Consider the following 15203-nt stretch of genomic DNA (forward strand, 5'->3'; position numbering starts at 1 on the left):
CATCTCTTGGCGACTCTTTGTAACACACTTTCGCTGATCTTCAACGGGAGGCGGCCATGTCCGTGTCATCGCGCCCGTCCGCCGAGGGGCGCCCGGTCGCGCCGGGCCCGCCGGCCGGCCCGGGCCGCCGTCCCCTCTGGTGGCGGCTCGGCCACCTGGCGGCGCGCCGCCACCGCGCCGTCCTCACGGTGTGGGCGATGCTGCTGGCAGGGTCGGCCGTCCTGATCCCGGGCCTGCTGGAACGCGCCATCGCCCCCGCCGTGCGGGTCGAGGGGAGCGCCTCGCTCACCGGCGCCCGGCTGCTGGAGCAGGGCTTTCCGCGGCTGGGCGGCGAACAGATGATGATGATCTTCGCGTCCGCCACCCTGTCCGACGCCGACGAGCCGTACCAGCGTGCTCTCCACGACGCCCTCCGCGCGGTGTCGGCCCAGCCGCAGGTGGGCGGCACGCAGCTGCTGCCCGTCGTGCCGGGGCAGGACCACCGGCACGCGTACGCGATCGTCGGGGTCAACGGCGACCAGCGCGCCCGGCAGGCCGCGCTGCCGCCGCTGCTCGGCGCCGCCAAGGAGGCCGCGAGCCGGGCGTCGGGCGGGCGCGTGGACGTCCACCTCGTGGGCGAGAGCGCCCTGCTGGCCGAGGCCAAGCACACCGACCTCGCCGACCTGCGCCGCGCCGAGCTGCTGGCCGTCCCCCTGTCCCTGCTGGTGCTGCTGGCGGGGCTCGCGTCCGGCGGAGCCGCGCTGGCGGTCCTCGCCGTCGCCGGGACGGTCACGGTGACCGCGCTCGGCCTGCTGGCGGCCGCGAGCCTGCTCGGCGTGCCGGTCAACACGTTCATGCTGGCCGTGGCGGCCACGGTAGGGCTCGCGCTCGGGCTGGACTACGCGCTGCTCATCCTCGTCCGGTACCGGCAGTCCCGGGCCGCCGGGCACGACCGGCACCAGGCCGCGGCCGTCGCCGTCAGCACCGCCGGACGCACCGCCGCCTGGTGCGCCGTGGGGGTCGCGCTGACGGCGGCCGCGCTGCTGGTCGTGCGCACCTCCATGATCCGGACCATGGGCGCGGCGGTGAGCGTGTCGGCCCTGGTCGCCGCGCTGGCCGCCGTGACGCTGCTTCCCGCCGTCCTCGTGACCGCCGACCGCCGGCTCCTCCGCCGGCGCCGGCTCCGCCTCCCGGCCTTCCTCAGCCGTCGCGTACGCGCTCTCCTCGACCGCCCCGCACGCCCCTCGGCCTCGACCGGCCGTCCTCCTGACGGGCGACGTCGTGAGGACGAGCACGGGTGGGGCCGGTGGGCGCGGCACCTCATGCGTCACCCCGTCGCGTACACCCTGGCCTGCGCGGGCCTCCTCCTCGCGGCGGCCGCGCCGCTCGCGGGGGTGCGCCTGGCGTTCGACCTGGACCGCGCCTCCATCGCCGGCACCGACTTCGGGCGCGGCCTGACGGCGATGGAAGGCGACGGGATCTCCTCGTCGGTGGCCGTGGCGCTGCCGCATCCCGCGGGCGCGCCGCCCGTCGACACAGCGGCACTGGTCACCGCCCTCAAGCAGGATCCCCGGGTGTCCTTCTGCACCTCGCTCGACAACGGCCGGGACCTGACCGTCGTCATCGTCATCATCCGCACGCACATCGACGACCCCGCCAGCACCGCCATGGCGCGGGAGATCACCGGCCGGCTGGTCCCGGCGTCGATGCCACCGGATCAGCGCGCCTTCGTGACCGGACCCAACGTGATCTTCTCCGACCTCATGGACGAGACCACCTCCCAGCTCGGGACGGTGATCCCGCTGGTGCTGGGCTGCTCGCTGGTCTTCCTCCTGGTGACCTTCCGCAGCGTCCTCCTGCCGCTCAAGGCCGTCCTGATGAACCTGCTGGCCGTCACCGCCGCGTTCGGGCTGCTGACCCTGGCCACCCGCCACCTGCCGCACCTGGTCGGCACCCACGTCAACACGCTGGTGCCGCTGCTGGCCTTCACGCTGGTGTTCGGCCTGTCGATCGACTACGAGATCTTCCTCATCCACCGCATCGCCGAGCACTACCACGCCGGAGGCGACAACACCGCCGCCGTCGTTCATGGCCTGCGCCACACCGCCCGTCCCATCACGGTGGCCGCCGCCGTGATGGTCGCCACCTTCGCCGCCCTGCTCACCGCCCACCGCCACCACCTCGTCCAGCTGGGCCTCGCCGTCGCCACGGCGATCACCCTGGACGCGACGGTCATCAGGCTGGCCCTGGTCCCGGCCCTGATGCGCATCCTGGGCGCCCGCAACTGGTGGCTCCCGGCCCCTCTGGCCCGCCTCCTCCCCACTCCCCGGACCACCCCGCCGCCGCCCCCGCACTGAGCCGGGGAGGAGGGTCATTCGTCCTGGTGGCGTTCGGCGGCGTAGAGGCCGAGGGCGCGGATCATGACCGTGTGGTGATTGACGGGGAGGAGGCGCTGCAGGGGTAGCCATGCCTCGTCGACGGCGTGGCGGGCGTCGGCCAGGGCGGCGGCCGTGGCGCCGCAGCCCACCAGCGTCTCGGCCACCTCCGCCGCGGCCGCCTGGCCGGCTCCTCCGCAGCGGACGATCTCCCAGATCTCGCGCAGCCGCGCCTGGGGCAGCAGCGTGACGGCGCAGGCCAGGGGGTAGGTGACCTTGCCTTCGCGGATGTCCTCGCCCGGGACCCTCGCGACCCGGGCGCCCGGGTCGCCTGCTCGGGCCAGCACGGCGAGAAGGTCCGCGACGTCGTCACTGATCTGGTAGGCCAGCCCGATGGTCTCGAAGTACGTGCTGATCGCGGTCAGCACCTCGCCGTCGGCCCCCGCGAGGACGGCGCCGAACTCGCCGACGCCGCGTACCACGCCGCCGGTCTTGAGCCGGTGCGTGGTGCGCACCCGTTCCAGCACGGTGGCGGCGTCTCCCGAGGCCACCGCCTCCTCCATGGCGTCGTGGTGGCCGAGGATGTCGAGCGCCTGACCGGCGTGACTGCGGCGCATGCCGTCGAGGTACACCTGGTACAGCCGCAGCCGCCGCTCGGGGTCGTCGGGCAGCAGGTGCCGTGCGACCAGGTCGAAGACGAGGTAGGCGTGCGTGCCGGTGTTGATGGCGGTGGCCTGCCCGAACACCCGGTGGACGGCGGGCCGGCCGCGGCGCATCGGGGCGTTGTCCTCGACGTCGTCGACGATGAGGCTGGCGGTGTGCATCAGCTCGGCGAGCGCGGCCAGCGCGCGGTACTGCTGGCTGTCGACGCCCTGCATCTCCATGCCGGCGATCGCGGCGTAGCTGCGCCAGCCTCTGCCCATCGCGTCGGCCAGGTGCCGCACCGGCGCGACGAGCGCGCGGTGCAGCGGCTCCGCGACGACGTCCACCGGCCAGGCCGGGCGAGGGGCGAGTCCGGCCAGGACCGCGACGGCACCAGGTTCGGGGCTGTCGGGGTACAGGCGTACGACCTCGGCGTGAGTGACCTCGCGCAGGCGCTCGATGCGGTGTTCGAGGTCGCGGATGCGGGGGGCCGGCTCGACCTCCAGCCAGCCTTCGCCGCGCACCGGCCGGCCGTGCAGCTCTCCCTCGGCGGTGACGGCGGCCTCCAGCGAGGCGCCCAGGCCGAGGAGGACCGGCCGTTCCTGCTCCTGGAAGCAGGCGGACACCCGCAGCGCCAGGCCCGCCCGCGGGGCGTCGACACGCCAGGTCGTGGGGTAGGAGTTCAGCGTCCTGATCGACGTCCATGGCGCGCCGGCGTCGAGACGGGCCGGCACGTCGTGGTGTGCGCCGTCGGGGGCCACCAGCGTCACGGACGGCGGGCGGCCCGCTGCTGCTCCGCCGGCGGGGTCGTGGACGGCGGACTGGCAGGCCACGACGTCCCAGCCGTCCTCCAGATGCAGGACGATCCGGGTGTGCGCCCGGTCGGCCGGCGGGGACGCGGCGTCCTGCGTGAGTTCGCCGGGGCCGTGGACCCGCCGGTACGAGCCCACGCCCGTCATGCGGACCGGCGGCTGCCCCGGCCTGGTCCATACGGCGTCGGCCGCCAGTCGGGACACGAGGAAGGCTTCGCGCGCCTCGTCGTCACCGTCCACCGCGTCCCCGACGGGCGGCACCGCGAGCTCCCGGGCCGGTTCTCCGCCGGACTCGGTGATGGCGGGCTTGAGCGGGCGCAGGCGCAGGTCCCACGTCTCGTGGTCGTCGCGCAGGACCAGGTGGTAGCCGCCGTCGTCCGCCACCGACAGGTCGGCGACGCCGCCGAAGTCGAGGCGCAGCCGGTCGGACGCCAGGGTGACGGGGCCGGGCAGCAGCCGGTCCGGGGCGATCGGCCGGCCGCCCGCGCACGCCTCCCGCACCGACTCGGCGATGGAGCGGTCCCATCCCCGGGAGACGTCGAGGGAGGTCAGCTCCACCCCGCCGGCGTCCCGCCAGGCGCACGCCTGGTACGTCCTGCTCCTCGGCATGCTGTGGGTCCAGCCGCAGCCGTGGGAGAGCAGCACGTCGCCGTCGGACCTGGGGGTGCGGCGGGCGAGGAAGGCCACCATGAGCGCGTGCTCCTCCCCGCGCGCGTCACGCAGGTTCACCGTGAACCGCCACGACTCGTGACCGTTGACAGTGGACCGCCACGACTCGTGACCGAGGCCGGGACGCGGCACGTCCTGCGTGCCTCGCCGCCCGGACGCCGGCAGGCCGGAGGAGGCGGGGCCGCCGGTGGACGGCGCCGGGGCGGGATCGCCGGACGCGGGCCGTGCGCCCGGCAGCATGATCTCCCTGGTCTCGGGGGTCGCCTCAAGCGCCACTCGCCCACTCCCCTTCCTCGGCGACGTTCTGCGATCGGTTGATCGCGAACTGTCATGATGGTGGATGGGGTGCCACGACGGCCACCGAATCGGAGGGTTCATGCGATCCCGTACCCGATGCCGGCGTGCCGTCAGGGCAGGCGACCACGTACCGTCACTCTTTGTTCGGTTTCGCAGACATATCCGGCCCGGCCGAATACGGTGGTCCCTTGACGATCGGCCAAGCCCGTCAGCCTTCCCCGGAGCTTCCACATGCGTACCGCAGCGGCAATTCTGTCCTTCGTCCTCGCCGTCACCTTCCTGCCCGCCGGGCCGGCCGCGGCAGTGGTGTCCGCCGCGTCGCTGCCGGGCGGCAAGACCACCTTCGTCGTCTCACAGGGCCACCTGAAGGCGGCCTCGCAGCAGAACTGGGTACGCCTGGGCGACTACCGCTTCGCGGCGAACGGCACGGTGAGCGCGGCCATGTACCTGTGGTGGCAGCGCCGGCCCCAGGCCAGGCAGCGCACCGGCACCGTCCCCGACCAGAGCTGCACCACCAAGGCGGGCGGCAAGCAGTCGCGGCCTCGCACCTGTGAGGTGCTGACCGCCGGGGGCTTCACCGGCGCCCCCGACGAGAGCCGCACCGGCACGTACACCATGTCAGGAAACGTGCTCACCATCAGGTGGAAGATCGCCCAGGCGTGGACGGAGCAGTGGTACGTGCGGACCTCGCCTGACGGCAAGCTCGCCCGCCTCGACCTCAAGCAGAGCACCCTCGCCACGCACGGCTACGGCTACGGCAGCAACGCCGCGATCAGCACCCGCCGCGCGATGAGCTCGGTGAAGGCGTTCCCCCGCGCGCTCAGGCAGGACCTGACGAGCTGGGCGGGCGGCAAGCTCGTCACCGCCGGCGACCAGCCGTTCGGCCTGTCCGCCTTCCGCGCCTGCTCCGCCACCACCTCGTGCCTGACCTACCTGCAGCCGTCCTCGAACACCGCGTGCCAGAAGGAGGGCGGCTGCCCCAAGTACGGCGGCGGAACGCGTCCCAACGTCACCTCCATCCAGTACTACCTCACGATGATCTCCAAGTCCGACCGCCGTGACACGCTGTGGCACTGGTGCACCTGCCTGGCGATGGAACGCGGCGAGTTCTGCTACACCGGCAAGTCCCACGTCAAACCGCTGATGCAGATCATCGACGACACGGGGGCGTTCCGGGGCTGGGTCGGCGCGGAGGCGTCCTTCTCGACCGGCTCCCGGGCGACGGACATGCTGGCGGTGCTCCGCATCTCCGACTTCCGCTGACCGGCTCCTACGTGGTCTCCCGGGCGCCCGCGGCGGGACGGCCCGCCCTCCGGTCTGCCTCGGAGCGGCGTCCCTTCCGCGCCGCCAGGACGATGAGCGCCCCGGCGATCGTCCCGGCGAAGAACGGGGACGGCACGAGAAGGACGCCGCCCAGGGCGCACCATGCCGCGAGGCCCCAGCCGATCGCGGCGGGCACGGCCACGCCGCGTCCGGCGAGGTGCCAGGTCAGGCAGCCCAACAGGATCAGGGCTACGGCGAAGCTTCCCGGGCCCGCCCAGAAGGTGACCTCGTTCTGAAGGGAAGCCGGCGTCTGAACGGCCCCCCGGTCCGAGAGTTCGAGCGGGACGGCCGCCCACATCCCCCGGTCCACCCAGCGGGCGACGTCCTCCCGGGCCATGACCGCCAGCAGGGACAGGTGCCCCGCCCCCAGCACGATCATGATGCCGCTCGCCCAGCGGAGCATCAGCTTGCCGGACTTCATCGTGGCGTCCCTCCGCGGTGCTCGGCCTCCAGGCGGCCGCGTTCGAGCCAGGCCCGTTCCCACCGCCCGGTCAGCGCCGGGTAGACGACGAGGTACCGGAAAGGCGCGATGGCGGTCATGTAGAGCCGGCCGAACAGTCCGTTGTGCTTGACGAGGACGGCCATCCGCAGCTCGTGGTCGCCGTTCGTTCCTTGGACCCAGCCGAGATGCATGACGGTGTGCACGGTCCTGTTCGCCAGCTCGCGAGCGGCCTCCATGTCGAGTTCGTAGACCGCTTTGAGGGGCATGCCCTCGTCGTCAGGGCCGCGGGGAGCGTCCCGGATGTCACCGGGCAGGCGGTCGCGGAGCGAGGCGACCCGCGAGCCGACGCCCGCCGAGGGTTCGTCCCAGCCGAGCAACGCGCCGAGTCGCCAGCGGACGGCGAACAGGAACCTCGCCGGCCAGGGTTGCTTCGCCAATCCGCCGAAGGCTCGCATCGCCGCCAGCATCGTGGGGAAGTCGCCGGGCCCGGCTCCGGGTGTGCGGAACGCCCACACGTCCTCGACCGAGAAGTCCCTCGTGAACTCGTGAACGCGCCACGGGCGGGAGGTGAACGCCGTCTTCGGCAGCCTCACGAGAGCCCCTTCTCGGCCATCATCGCCATCAGCGTCAGCTGGTCCAGGTGGGGCGTGCTCTCGGGGTCGAGCTCCCGGTAGCGGCGGTGCAGGTTGACCAGGATCCGCTCGGAGTCCAGCCAGGTGGCGTACTCGGCCAGGTCCACCGCCTGGGCCGCCTCGGCGTACGACAGGCCGCGGGCGTAGGCGGCGTCCGCCTGCTCGACCACGTGGGCGAGGTAGCCGCGCACCGCGCGGATCCCGTCGGGGTCGGTGACGGGGCCGTGGCCGGGGACGATCGTGTGGGCGCCGGTGGCGATCATCCGGTCGCAGGCGGCGATCCAGTTGGCGATCGGGCCGCTCCACACGATCGGCGTGCAGCCGACGAACAGCAGGTCGCCCGCGAAGAGCACGCCCGCGTCCGGCACGTGGACGACCGTGTCGGCCGCGGTGTGGGCGGGGCCGAGGTTCATCAGGCGCACCTCGCGGCCGCCGATGTCGAGGGTGAGTTCCTTGTCGTAGGTCAGGTCGGGCAGCCGCAGGCGGATGCCGCTGAAGTCGAAGGCGCCGAAGCGTTCGCGGAAGTAGGAGGTGGCAGGGCCGAGGTCCAACACCTGGGTGGCGGTCAGCATCTCGGGCGGCATCTCGTGCCGCATCTCGGTGCGGGTGGCCTCGGCGGCGACGATCGTGACGTGCTCGCCCAGCAGCTGGTTGCCGTGGGTGTGGTCGCCGTTGGAGTGGGTGACAGCGGCGTGCGTGAGCGGGCGCCGATCGGTGATCTCGCGCATGGCGTCGAGCATCTCGGCCGTCAGCGGCAGGTCGAACAGGGTGTCCACGAGCAGGGAGGCGTCCTCGCCCGCGACGAGTCCCGCGTTGCTCAAGCCGTACCCGCCGTCGGGCAGGAGCCAGGCCCACACGCCCGCGCCGACCTCGTGCAGGCCGCGCGTGTAGGGCAGGCTCGACGGGGCGCGGTTCACGCGGGGGCGCGGCGGACGGCGGTCCGGGTTCTCCCGGGGCGTCAGCGGGTGCGGCGCGGCCGACGCGCGGACGGTCTGGCGGGTACGCCCCAGCCCTTCGACGGTCAGCTCGACGACGTCGCCGTCCCGCAACCAGCCGGGGAACGCGGCCGGATCGGCGAGGGACAGGTGCTCGACGAGGCAGCAGCCGGGCACCGTGCCCGAGCCGAACACGTCACCCGGCACCAGGTCCACGCCGCGGGAGGCGTAGGAGATGACCTCGCCGAAGCTCCAGTCCATGGCGTCGGTACACCCCGAGCCGATGACCCGGCCGTTGACGGCGGCCTCGACGCGCAGGGCGAGCCTGTCGCCGCGGCGGTAGGGCTCCAGCTCGTCCGGGGTGACGAGGTACGGGCCGAGCGTGGTGGCGGCGTCCTTGCCCTTGGCCTGGCCGATCGCCAGCGGCGCCTCGCGTAGCTGCAGGTCGCGGGCGGACCAGTCGTTGTAGACGGTGTAGCCGACGATGCGTTCCTCGGCCTGTTCGGGGGTGAGGTCCCGGCCGCCCCGGCCGATGACCGCGGCGATCTCCAGTTCGAAGTCGAACCAGGCGCTCCCGGGCGAGATCGTCACGTCGTCGTACGGGCCGACGACCGTCGAGGGACAGGCGAAGTAGAAGGCCGGGATCTCGTACCAGGCGTCCTTGAGGGTGCGCGGCTGCCCGGCGGCCTGCTGGCAGGCGCGCATGTGGTCCAGGAAGCACAGGGAGTCGCGGATGGAGGGCGGACGCGGGATCGGCGCGCGCAGCGTGGCCTCGGCCAGCGGAACCGTCGGCGCCGCCGACGCCAGCGCCGCCTCCCCGACGGCACGCAGCTCTTCCGCGCCGCGGCCGATGAGCTCGATCAGGCTGACGTCCGGGGCGACGGGATGGATGCGGTCCTCACCGATCACGCCGACGCGGTCGCCGGTGTCCGTCGCGTAGGTCACCCAACGCATGAGAGCCTCCCTTGGCTTCTGTGCTGACCAACACAGGCTATATCGCTCAGCATTTGCTCTGCCATCCGGCATACCTGGTTTGATGGTGGGCATGGCCACGCGACGTATCCAGAGCAGCGAGGAGAGCCGGCGGCTGCTGGTGACGGCGGCCGCCGAGCTCTTCGCCGACAGGGGATACCGGCAGACGAGCTTCATCGAGATCGCCGACAGGGCCGGCATCAGCCGCGGCTCCATCCCCTGGCACTTCGGCAACAAACTGGGCCTGCTGAAAGCGGTGATCGACGACCAGCTCGACGCCGTGCTCGCCGCCGCCGCCCCATCCGCGAACGACCGCTCCGGCGACCCGTTCGACCAGGTCATGGCCTTCATCCGGCTGCCCGTCACCCGCCTGTTCATCACGCTGCTCGCCGAGGCCGTGGAGGTCGGCTCCCCCATCCGCGAGCACTACGCGCGGCTCCACACGGCGCTGCGGGACGCGGCCCGAGCCCGGATCTCAGCGGAGGCGCTGCCCCCAGGAACCACGCAGGAGGCGTTCGCGGTGGTGCTGGTCGGGACCCTGATCGGCGTCCACGCCCAGTGGCGCGTCGCTCCCGACGCGGTGGACCTGCGAGCCGTGCAGGCCGCGCTGCGCGCCCTGCTGCCGGCGGGCCTCATCGAGATGTGACAGCCGGTGGCACCTACCCGAAGGCCGGATATCACCTCAGTCTTGCCATGACATGTCAATATCGGGCTATCATCGCCACATGGCGATTGATAATGAGGCCGGCCGCTGCGTCAGCGCCGACATCGCCGCCGGCATCTCCCCCGCGGCGGCCTTGTTCCACTCCCTGGCCGACGAGAACCGGCTGCGCATCGTGGCCAGGCTCGCGCGCGGCGAGGCCCGGGTGGTCGACCTGGTCGGCGAGCTCGGGCTGGCGCAGTCCACGGTCTCCAAGCACCTGGCCTGCCTGCGCGACTGCGACCTGGTCGACTACCGCGCCGAAGGCCGCCAATCCTTCTACTCCCTGACCCGCCCCGAATTGATGGATCTGCTCGCCTCGGCCGAGCATCTCCTGGCCGCCACCGGGCACACCGTGGCGCTCTGCCCCGTCCACGGCACCCGGCACGGCGGAGCCGGCGCGCACGACGCGCTCCAGGCCGAACTCGACCACGACCTCGAACACCTCCACCAGCAGGCGGACGAGATCGAAGGGAAGGCGGTGTCATGACCGCGCTCGACCTGCCCGCCCCGGACCGGCGCACCGTACTGCGGCGCCGCATCCGGCTGCTGGTCGCGGCCACCATCACCTACAACGTCATCGAGGCGGTCGTGGCCCTCACCGCCGGCGCCGCCGCCTCCTCCGCCGCCCTGATCGGCTTCGGCCTGGACTCCGTCGTGGAGGTCGCCTCCGCGGCGGCCGTGGCCTGGCAGTTCTCCGCGACCGATCACGAGAGGCGGGAGAAGACCGCGCTGCGGGTCATCGCGGTCTCGTTCTTCGCGCTGGCCGCCTACGTCACCTTCGACGCCGTCCGCGCCCTGCTGGGCGTCGGCGAGGCCGGGCCTTCAACCCCCGGCCTGGTCCTGGCCACCCTCTCGCTGGTGATCATGCCGTTCCTGTCGTACGCCCAACGCCGTGCCGGCCGCGAACTCGGCTCCGCCTCCGCGGTCGCCGACTCCAAGCAGACCCTGCTGTGCACCTACCTGTCCGGCGTGCTGCTGGTCGGGCTGGCGCTCAACAGCCTGTTCGGCTGGTCCTGGGCCGACCCGATCGCCGCCCTGGTGATCGCCGCCGTCGCGGTCAAGGAAGGCCGCGAAGCCTGGCGCGGGGACGCCTGCCGCGCCGTCCCCACCTCCACCTCCGGCAGCATCACGTCCGAGCCTGAGGGCCGCGCGGACGGCTGCTGCGTCCACGACACGCAGAAGGACAAGCGATGATCGGCCGTCCCATGCCCGCGCGAGTGCGGGCCTCCTACCGCGCCGAGATGCGCGCCGCGCACACCGCCGTCACCCCTGAGGCTCGCTGGCGGCATCTGGAGCGCGCGCACATCATCTCCCAGCCCTGGCCCTGGCCACACACCCGCAACCACCTCGCGATGTTCGCCCTGGCAGTGGCCCAGCGCGACCGGCGTGAGGCGTTCGGCCAGGTCATCCGGATCATCGTGGCCGCGCCCGGCAGCGCCTTGGGCCGCTACCCCGAAGGCAACACCGGCCGCGCCACCGTCGGCCTCACCCAGCCGATGCCCGTGCCGGACGATCTGGCCGCGCTGCTGCGGGCCACCTGAAACGGGAAGGCCGGGCTCACGCGCGCGTGTCCTGGAAGGCCCCGCGGCACTCGGTCGGCGTCACGCCGACCGCGCGGGTGAAGTGGTCCCGGAGGTCGCCCGCCGAGCCCAGCCCGCGGCCAGCGCGAACGCGCCCGTGCGGAGCGAGACCATGCGGGCGCCGCGCCCGTGCGCGGCCCTGAGCGCGTCCGGCAGGTCCGGGTCCAGGCGGGCGTCACCCTCCACGTAGTCGCCCGGGAGCGCGGGGACGACGACCGTGTCGGCGCTCACCAGCGCGTCGAGCCCGTACGGCGGCGTCAGAGCGAACCCGTGGCGGGTGCGGACCGGGCCGGAGGCGGCCGGGCGCAGCTCGTACCAGGGGTCGGCGAGGTCGGGCCGCTCCAGGCCGAACGTCTCGCAGACGATGGACACCTCGAACATCGGGCACGCCGTCGAGCACGGCCGGCGCGACCACTCCAGGGCTCTTCACGCCCTCCAGCCCAGCGGCAGGATCTTGACGAAGGCGGGCAGTCCTGCCACCCGTGCCGCGAAAGCGTCTTCGCCAAGGTGAGGTGCGTGAACGACATCAGCATCAAGGCCGGGGTCATCGGCCTCTGCCTGGCCGCGTCGGCCACGCCGTCCCCGCTCTACAAGCTCTACGCCTCCGCCTGGGCGATCCCCACGTCCACGCTGACGCTGGTCTACGCCGCGTACTGCCTCGGAGTGCTCGCGGCGCTGCTGCTGTTCGGGCGGATCTCCGACTCGCGGGGACGGCGTCCGGCCATCCTGGCGGGGCTGGCCGGGCTGCTCGTCTCGCTGGGGATGTTCCTGGCGGCGTCCGGGGTGGGCCGGCTGTTCGTCGCGCGCGGCCTGCAGGGCGTCGCCACCGGCGTCGCGATCAGCGCCGCGGGCGCGGCCCTGCTCGACCTGCGTCCCGCCGCCGCCGGGCTGCTCAACACGCCGGCCAGCGGGCTCGGGATGGGGGTCGGCGGGCTGCTCGGCGCGGTTCTGGTCGAGTACGCGCCCGCCCCGCTCCTGACTCCCTTCGTGGTGCTCGCGGCGGTGAACCTCCTCCTGCTCGCCGGGGTCTGGCGGCGGCCCGAGACCGTGGGCGCCCGGGCCGGGTTCAGGATGGCGGCGCCGGGGGTGCCGAGGGAGATCCTGGGATCGTTCGCGCTGTCCGGGCTCGGGGTGACGTCGTCCTGGTCGATCGTCGGGCTGTACCTGGCCCTGGTGCCCGCGCTGGCGCCCGCCCTCATGGGCTCGGCGGGGAACCTTCCCGGCGGGCTGGCCGTCTTCGTCATGGGCACGGCCGCCGCCCTGAGCAGCCGCCGGCGCGCCGATGCCCAGGACGGCGGCCATCAGCACGACCGCGGACAACCTCTTGGCGGATGGCATGAGAGCTCCTCTCGGTGGGAGGAGTTGATAGCGGGAACATAGGCGGCCGCATGCCGAAGATCCGTTGAGGAAGTGCTGAGCATGTGTCGGCGCGCCTGCTGGGGACTGCCCCTCGGCCATCCCCGGCGGAAGGTCCACGGGCAGACGCGCGACATCGCCACCGCGACCACCAGCGCCGAGCCCGCGCGCGAGCTCGTCACCGACGACCGTCACACACCCGCCCCCCGGTACAGATCCGAGTCGACGGGCGGCCGCCGCCCACTGCCAGGGCGTGGCTGGACCGACGTCGTGCTGTCGGCCAGTTCCTCGGCAGCTCGGCCAGGCTGTCGAGCTCGGTCATCACCAAGCTGACTGACCGAGCGGTGGAGTGCACCTTCGCCACGCTCCGGCACCGCACCAAGGTCACCAAAGGGCCGGGTCCCGAGCCGCCGGCCTGGCCATGACCTTCAACCTCATCGAGTCCTCCCAGCCCCGCTGGCGCGCGGTCAACGCACCCCACCTTGTCGCGCTCGTCCGCGCCGGAGCCCGCTTCGAACGAGGCGCCCTCGTCGAACGCGAGCCGGCGACCGCAGCCTGACGCGCGGTGCTAAACAGGGACACGTGAGGGAGGCAGCAATGGTCCAAGGCACCCGCGGCGAGCTCATCAGTCGGCTGGCCGAGGCGATCAGGTCCGTCACGACCGCGCACCCGCTACGGGTCGCCATCGACGGGCCGCCCGCCGCCGGAAAGACCACGCTGGCCGACGAACTCGCCGTCGTCCTGCACGCGCAGGGTCGCGACATCATCCGCGCGACCATCGATGACTTCCTCTTCCCCCGCGCACAACGGTACCGACGCGGCCGATACTCGGCCGAAGGCTGCTACTTCGACGCCCACGACCACGCCGCGCTGTGCCGGGTCCTGCTCGATCCGCTGGGCGCAGGGGGAGACCGAAGGTTCCAGCACGCGGTCTACGACAGAGACACGGACACCCCATGCTCCCCGCCGGCCACGACCGCCCCAGCAGATGCCGTCCTGCTCTTCGACGGCGTCTTCCTCCTGCGCCCAGAACTCATCGACCGGTGGGACCTGCGCATCTTCGTGTCCGTCCCCTTCGAGCAGACAGTAGATCGCGCTCGGGACCGAAGCACAGCACTGGCCGGATCCACCGCCGACACCGCCGAAATCGAACGGTCCTGGCACAACCGATATATCCCCTCCCAACAGCTCTACTTCGCCACAGCCCGCCCAACAGACCACGCCGACATCATCGTGTACAACGATCAGCTCCAACGGCCGACCTGGGAAGTCCGACCACACTCATCGATACACAAGATCTGACGATTGCTCGGTTCTCGGGGCAGGCCGCGTCAGCCTGCCATCGGGCTGTCGCCCTGGCCGAAGGCCAGTCTTGGCGTGACGCATGGACACCTCTACGGCCGATTTCGGGAAGACCTATGCGATAGCGAACCAAAAGGGCGGCGTGGGCAAGGTCGCCACCACGATCGACCTTGGAGGTGTGCTCGCGGAGCAAGACGATCGCGTTCTGATCCAGGTCCAGTCAGCGGCTCGTGAGTGGTCAAGCGAAAGGTCTCCTGGCCGGCCGGCCGTCGCCGATGGCACCGCCGCTACGAGCGCCGGGCCGACCGCTTTGAGCCCTCCCTCGCCATCGCCAGCACTTTTAGCCCGGACGACCGCGTCAGGCCATTCGTCGCCATCGTCACCGCCCTCATGCGCTGCCGCCGGCTGACCAGATGAGACGATGTCCAAGGAGACGGGCATGAACGCGCACACCAGCTCAATCCTCCGCGGCCTGGGCCAAATGGCTCTACACCGAGGGCGTCGGTTGGAAGGCCAGGAACGACTGCGGCGTCTCGCTCCCACGACCGCGTCTCGGGCCACAGCCACGTCTCATCATCCTGACCGCGAGCCAACTCGACGGTGGGATGCCTTGGTCCCTTGGCGTTGACGGGCTCACCCGGATGGCTCTGGCGACCCGGTGAAGAAGGATCAGGAGCGCAGCCTCAGGGGGTCGTCGCGGCCTGCTCCGAGTCGCTGCGGAGGACGCAGAACTCGTTGCCCTCCGGGTCGGCGAGAACGGCCCAGCCGGTGCCGTCGGGGTTGCGGCGGTCGGCGACGAAGATCGCGCCCAGCCCGAGTAGCCGCTCCACCTCCGCTTCGCGCGAGGTCTCCGGACGCAGGCAGAGGTGGAATCGGTTCTTGACCGTTTTGGGCTCCGGCACCTGGTTGAAGTACAGCATCGGCCCCTGCGGCAGCGGAACCTGCGTTTCCTCATCCCCCGGCTTGACGTCGGGGTGCATGGGGCAGCCGGTTACTTCGCTCCAGAACCGGGCCAGCTCGTAAGCATTCGCGCAGTCGATCGCCACGTTCTGCACTACGGAGACCATGCAGACATTCTGCAGCATGATCGGAAACAAGAAGCAAACTCATCAATCCTTCTCCCTGGCCCGTCCTGATCCGGGCATGAGGCTTGCGGGTGGCTCGGATGCCGACGGCCGCGAGCC

At 72.2% G+C, this 15203-nt stretch carries 15 protein-coding genes and 1 pseudogene; 10 read left to right on the plus strand and 6 right to left on the minus strand.

Translation table 11 applies throughout. The annotated features are described in order from the left end of the window. Positions 1-56: 56 nt before the first annotated feature. The gene (locus tag BMX74_RS26825) at positions 57-2336 is read left to right on the plus strand and encodes an MMPL family transporter (RefSeq protein ID WP_091103507.1); all 2280 of its coding nucleotides are present in this window, start codon (positions 57-59) and stop codon (positions 2334-2336) included. Between the two features lie 14 nt (positions 2337-2350). Here the strand turns inward: BMX74_RS26825 and BMX74_RS26830 are convergent, their stop codons facing one another. Then, entirely contained in the window at positions 2351-4753 is a 2403-nt protein-coding gene (locus BMX74_RS26830) for a polyprenyl synthetase family protein (protein WP_143078774.1), read from the minus strand. Positions 4754-5005: 252 nt separating this feature from the next. Between BMX74_RS26830 and BMX74_RS26835 the strand changes: the two genes are divergently transcribed. Continuing rightward, on the plus strand, positions 5006-6037 hold the full coding sequence (locus BMX74_RS26835) for a hypothetical protein (RefSeq protein WP_091103510.1): 1032 nt from the start codon (positions 5006-5008) through the stop codon (positions 6035-6037). Positions 6038-6044: 7 nt separating this feature from the next. Here BMX74_RS26835 and BMX74_RS26840 read toward each other — a convergent pair whose 3' ends face one another. From BMX74_RS26840 to BMX74_RS26850, 3 genes are read right to left on the minus strand one after another with little or no spacing between them, the layout of a single operon-like run. Beyond that, positions 6045-6518, minus strand: coding sequence for a DUF6463 family protein (locus tag BMX74_RS26840; RefSeq protein ID WP_091103511.1), 474 nt, complete (start codon positions 6516-6518; stop codon positions 6045-6047). Next, positions 6515-7132, minus strand: coding sequence for a DUF2867 domain-containing protein (locus BMX74_RS26845; protein WP_055506190.1), 618 nt, complete (start codon positions 7130-7132; stop codon positions 6515-6517). The genes BMX74_RS26840 and BMX74_RS26845 overlap by 4 nt, the downstream gene beginning before the upstream one ends. Further along, the gene (locus BMX74_RS26850; protein ID WP_091103513.1) at positions 7129-9060 is read right to left on the minus strand and encodes a fumarylacetoacetate hydrolase family protein; all 1932 of its coding nucleotides are present in this window, start codon (positions 9058-9060) and stop codon (positions 7129-7131) included. Before BMX74_RS26850 ends, BMX74_RS26845 begins: the two co-directional genes overlap by 4 nt. A 91-nt stretch (positions 9061-9151) precedes the next feature. Between BMX74_RS26850 and BMX74_RS26855 the strand changes: the two genes are divergently transcribed. From BMX74_RS26855 to BMX74_RS26870, 4 genes are all read left to right on the plus strand, one after another. Beyond that, positions 9152-9724, plus strand: a complete 573-nt coding sequence (locus BMX74_RS26855; protein ID WP_091103514.1) for a TetR/AcrR family transcriptional regulator — start codon at positions 9152-9154, stop codon at positions 9722-9724. A gap of 79 nt (positions 9725-9803) precedes the next feature. After that, positions 9804-10268, plus strand: a complete 465-nt coding sequence (locus tag BMX74_RS26860; protein WP_256257278.1) for an ArsR/SmtB family transcription factor — start codon at positions 9804-9806, stop codon at positions 10266-10268. Next, positions 10265-10975: a cation efflux transmembrane domain-containing protein gene (locus BMX74_RS26865; protein WP_055506194.1), complete on the plus strand. Its 711-nt coding sequence runs from the start codon at positions 10265-10267 to the stop codon at positions 10973-10975. The genes BMX74_RS26860 and BMX74_RS26865 overlap by 4 nt, the downstream gene beginning before the upstream one ends. Beyond that, on the plus strand, positions 10972-11322 hold the full coding sequence (locus BMX74_RS26870; protein WP_091103516.1) for a DUF3703 domain-containing protein: 351 nt from the start codon (positions 10972-10974) through the stop codon (positions 11320-11322). The genes BMX74_RS26865 and BMX74_RS26870 overlap by 4 nt, the downstream gene beginning before the upstream one ends. Before the next feature lie 60 nt (positions 11323-11382). Here the strand turns inward: BMX74_RS26870 and BMX74_RS44355 are convergent, their stop codons facing one another. Then, positions 11383-11742 (minus strand): type 1 glutamine amidotransferase family protein, encoded by a 360-nt coding sequence (locus BMX74_RS44355; RefSeq protein WP_177227526.1) that lies wholly within the window; start codon positions 11740-11742, stop codon positions 11383-11385. Between the two features lie 135 nt (positions 11743-11877). Here BMX74_RS44355 and BMX74_RS26875 point away from each other — a divergent pair, with 135 nt between their 5' ends. From BMX74_RS26875 to BMX74_RS46730, 4 genes and pseudogenes are all read left to right on the plus strand, one after another. Continuing rightward, positions 11878-12741 (plus strand): MFS transporter, encoded by an 864-nt coding sequence (locus BMX74_RS26875; RefSeq protein ID WP_177227527.1) that lies wholly within the window; start codon positions 11878-11880, stop codon positions 12739-12741. Positions 12742-13064: 323 nt separating this feature from the next. Continuing rightward, positions 13065-13276: pseudogene (locus BMX74_RS26880) on the plus strand (IS256 family transposase); the annotation flags it as partial. A gap of 38 nt (positions 13277-13314) precedes the next feature. Next, entirely contained in the window at positions 13315-14019 is a 705-nt protein-coding gene (locus BMX74_RS26885) for a cytidylate kinase family protein (RefSeq protein WP_091103519.1), read from the plus strand. A gap of 82 nt (positions 14020-14101) precedes the next feature. Then, complete coding sequence (locus BMX74_RS46730; RefSeq protein WP_091103520.1) at positions 14102-14428, plus strand: AAA family ATPase; 327 nt, start codon at positions 14102-14104, stop codon at positions 14426-14428. A 274-nt stretch (positions 14429-14702) separates the two neighbouring features. Here the strand turns inward: BMX74_RS46730 and BMX74_RS44360 are convergent, their stop codons facing one another. After that, a complete protein-coding gene (locus BMX74_RS44360) occupies positions 14703-15086 on the minus strand; it encodes a VOC family protein (RefSeq protein ID WP_177227529.1) in 384 nt (127 codons plus the stop codon). Between the last annotated feature and the right edge of the window lie 117 nt (positions 15087-15203).

Source organism: Nonomuraea pusilla, assembly GCF_900109355.1.
GTDB lineage: Bacteria > Actinomycetota > Actinomycetes > Streptosporangiales > Streptosporangiaceae > Nonomuraea > Nonomuraea pusilla.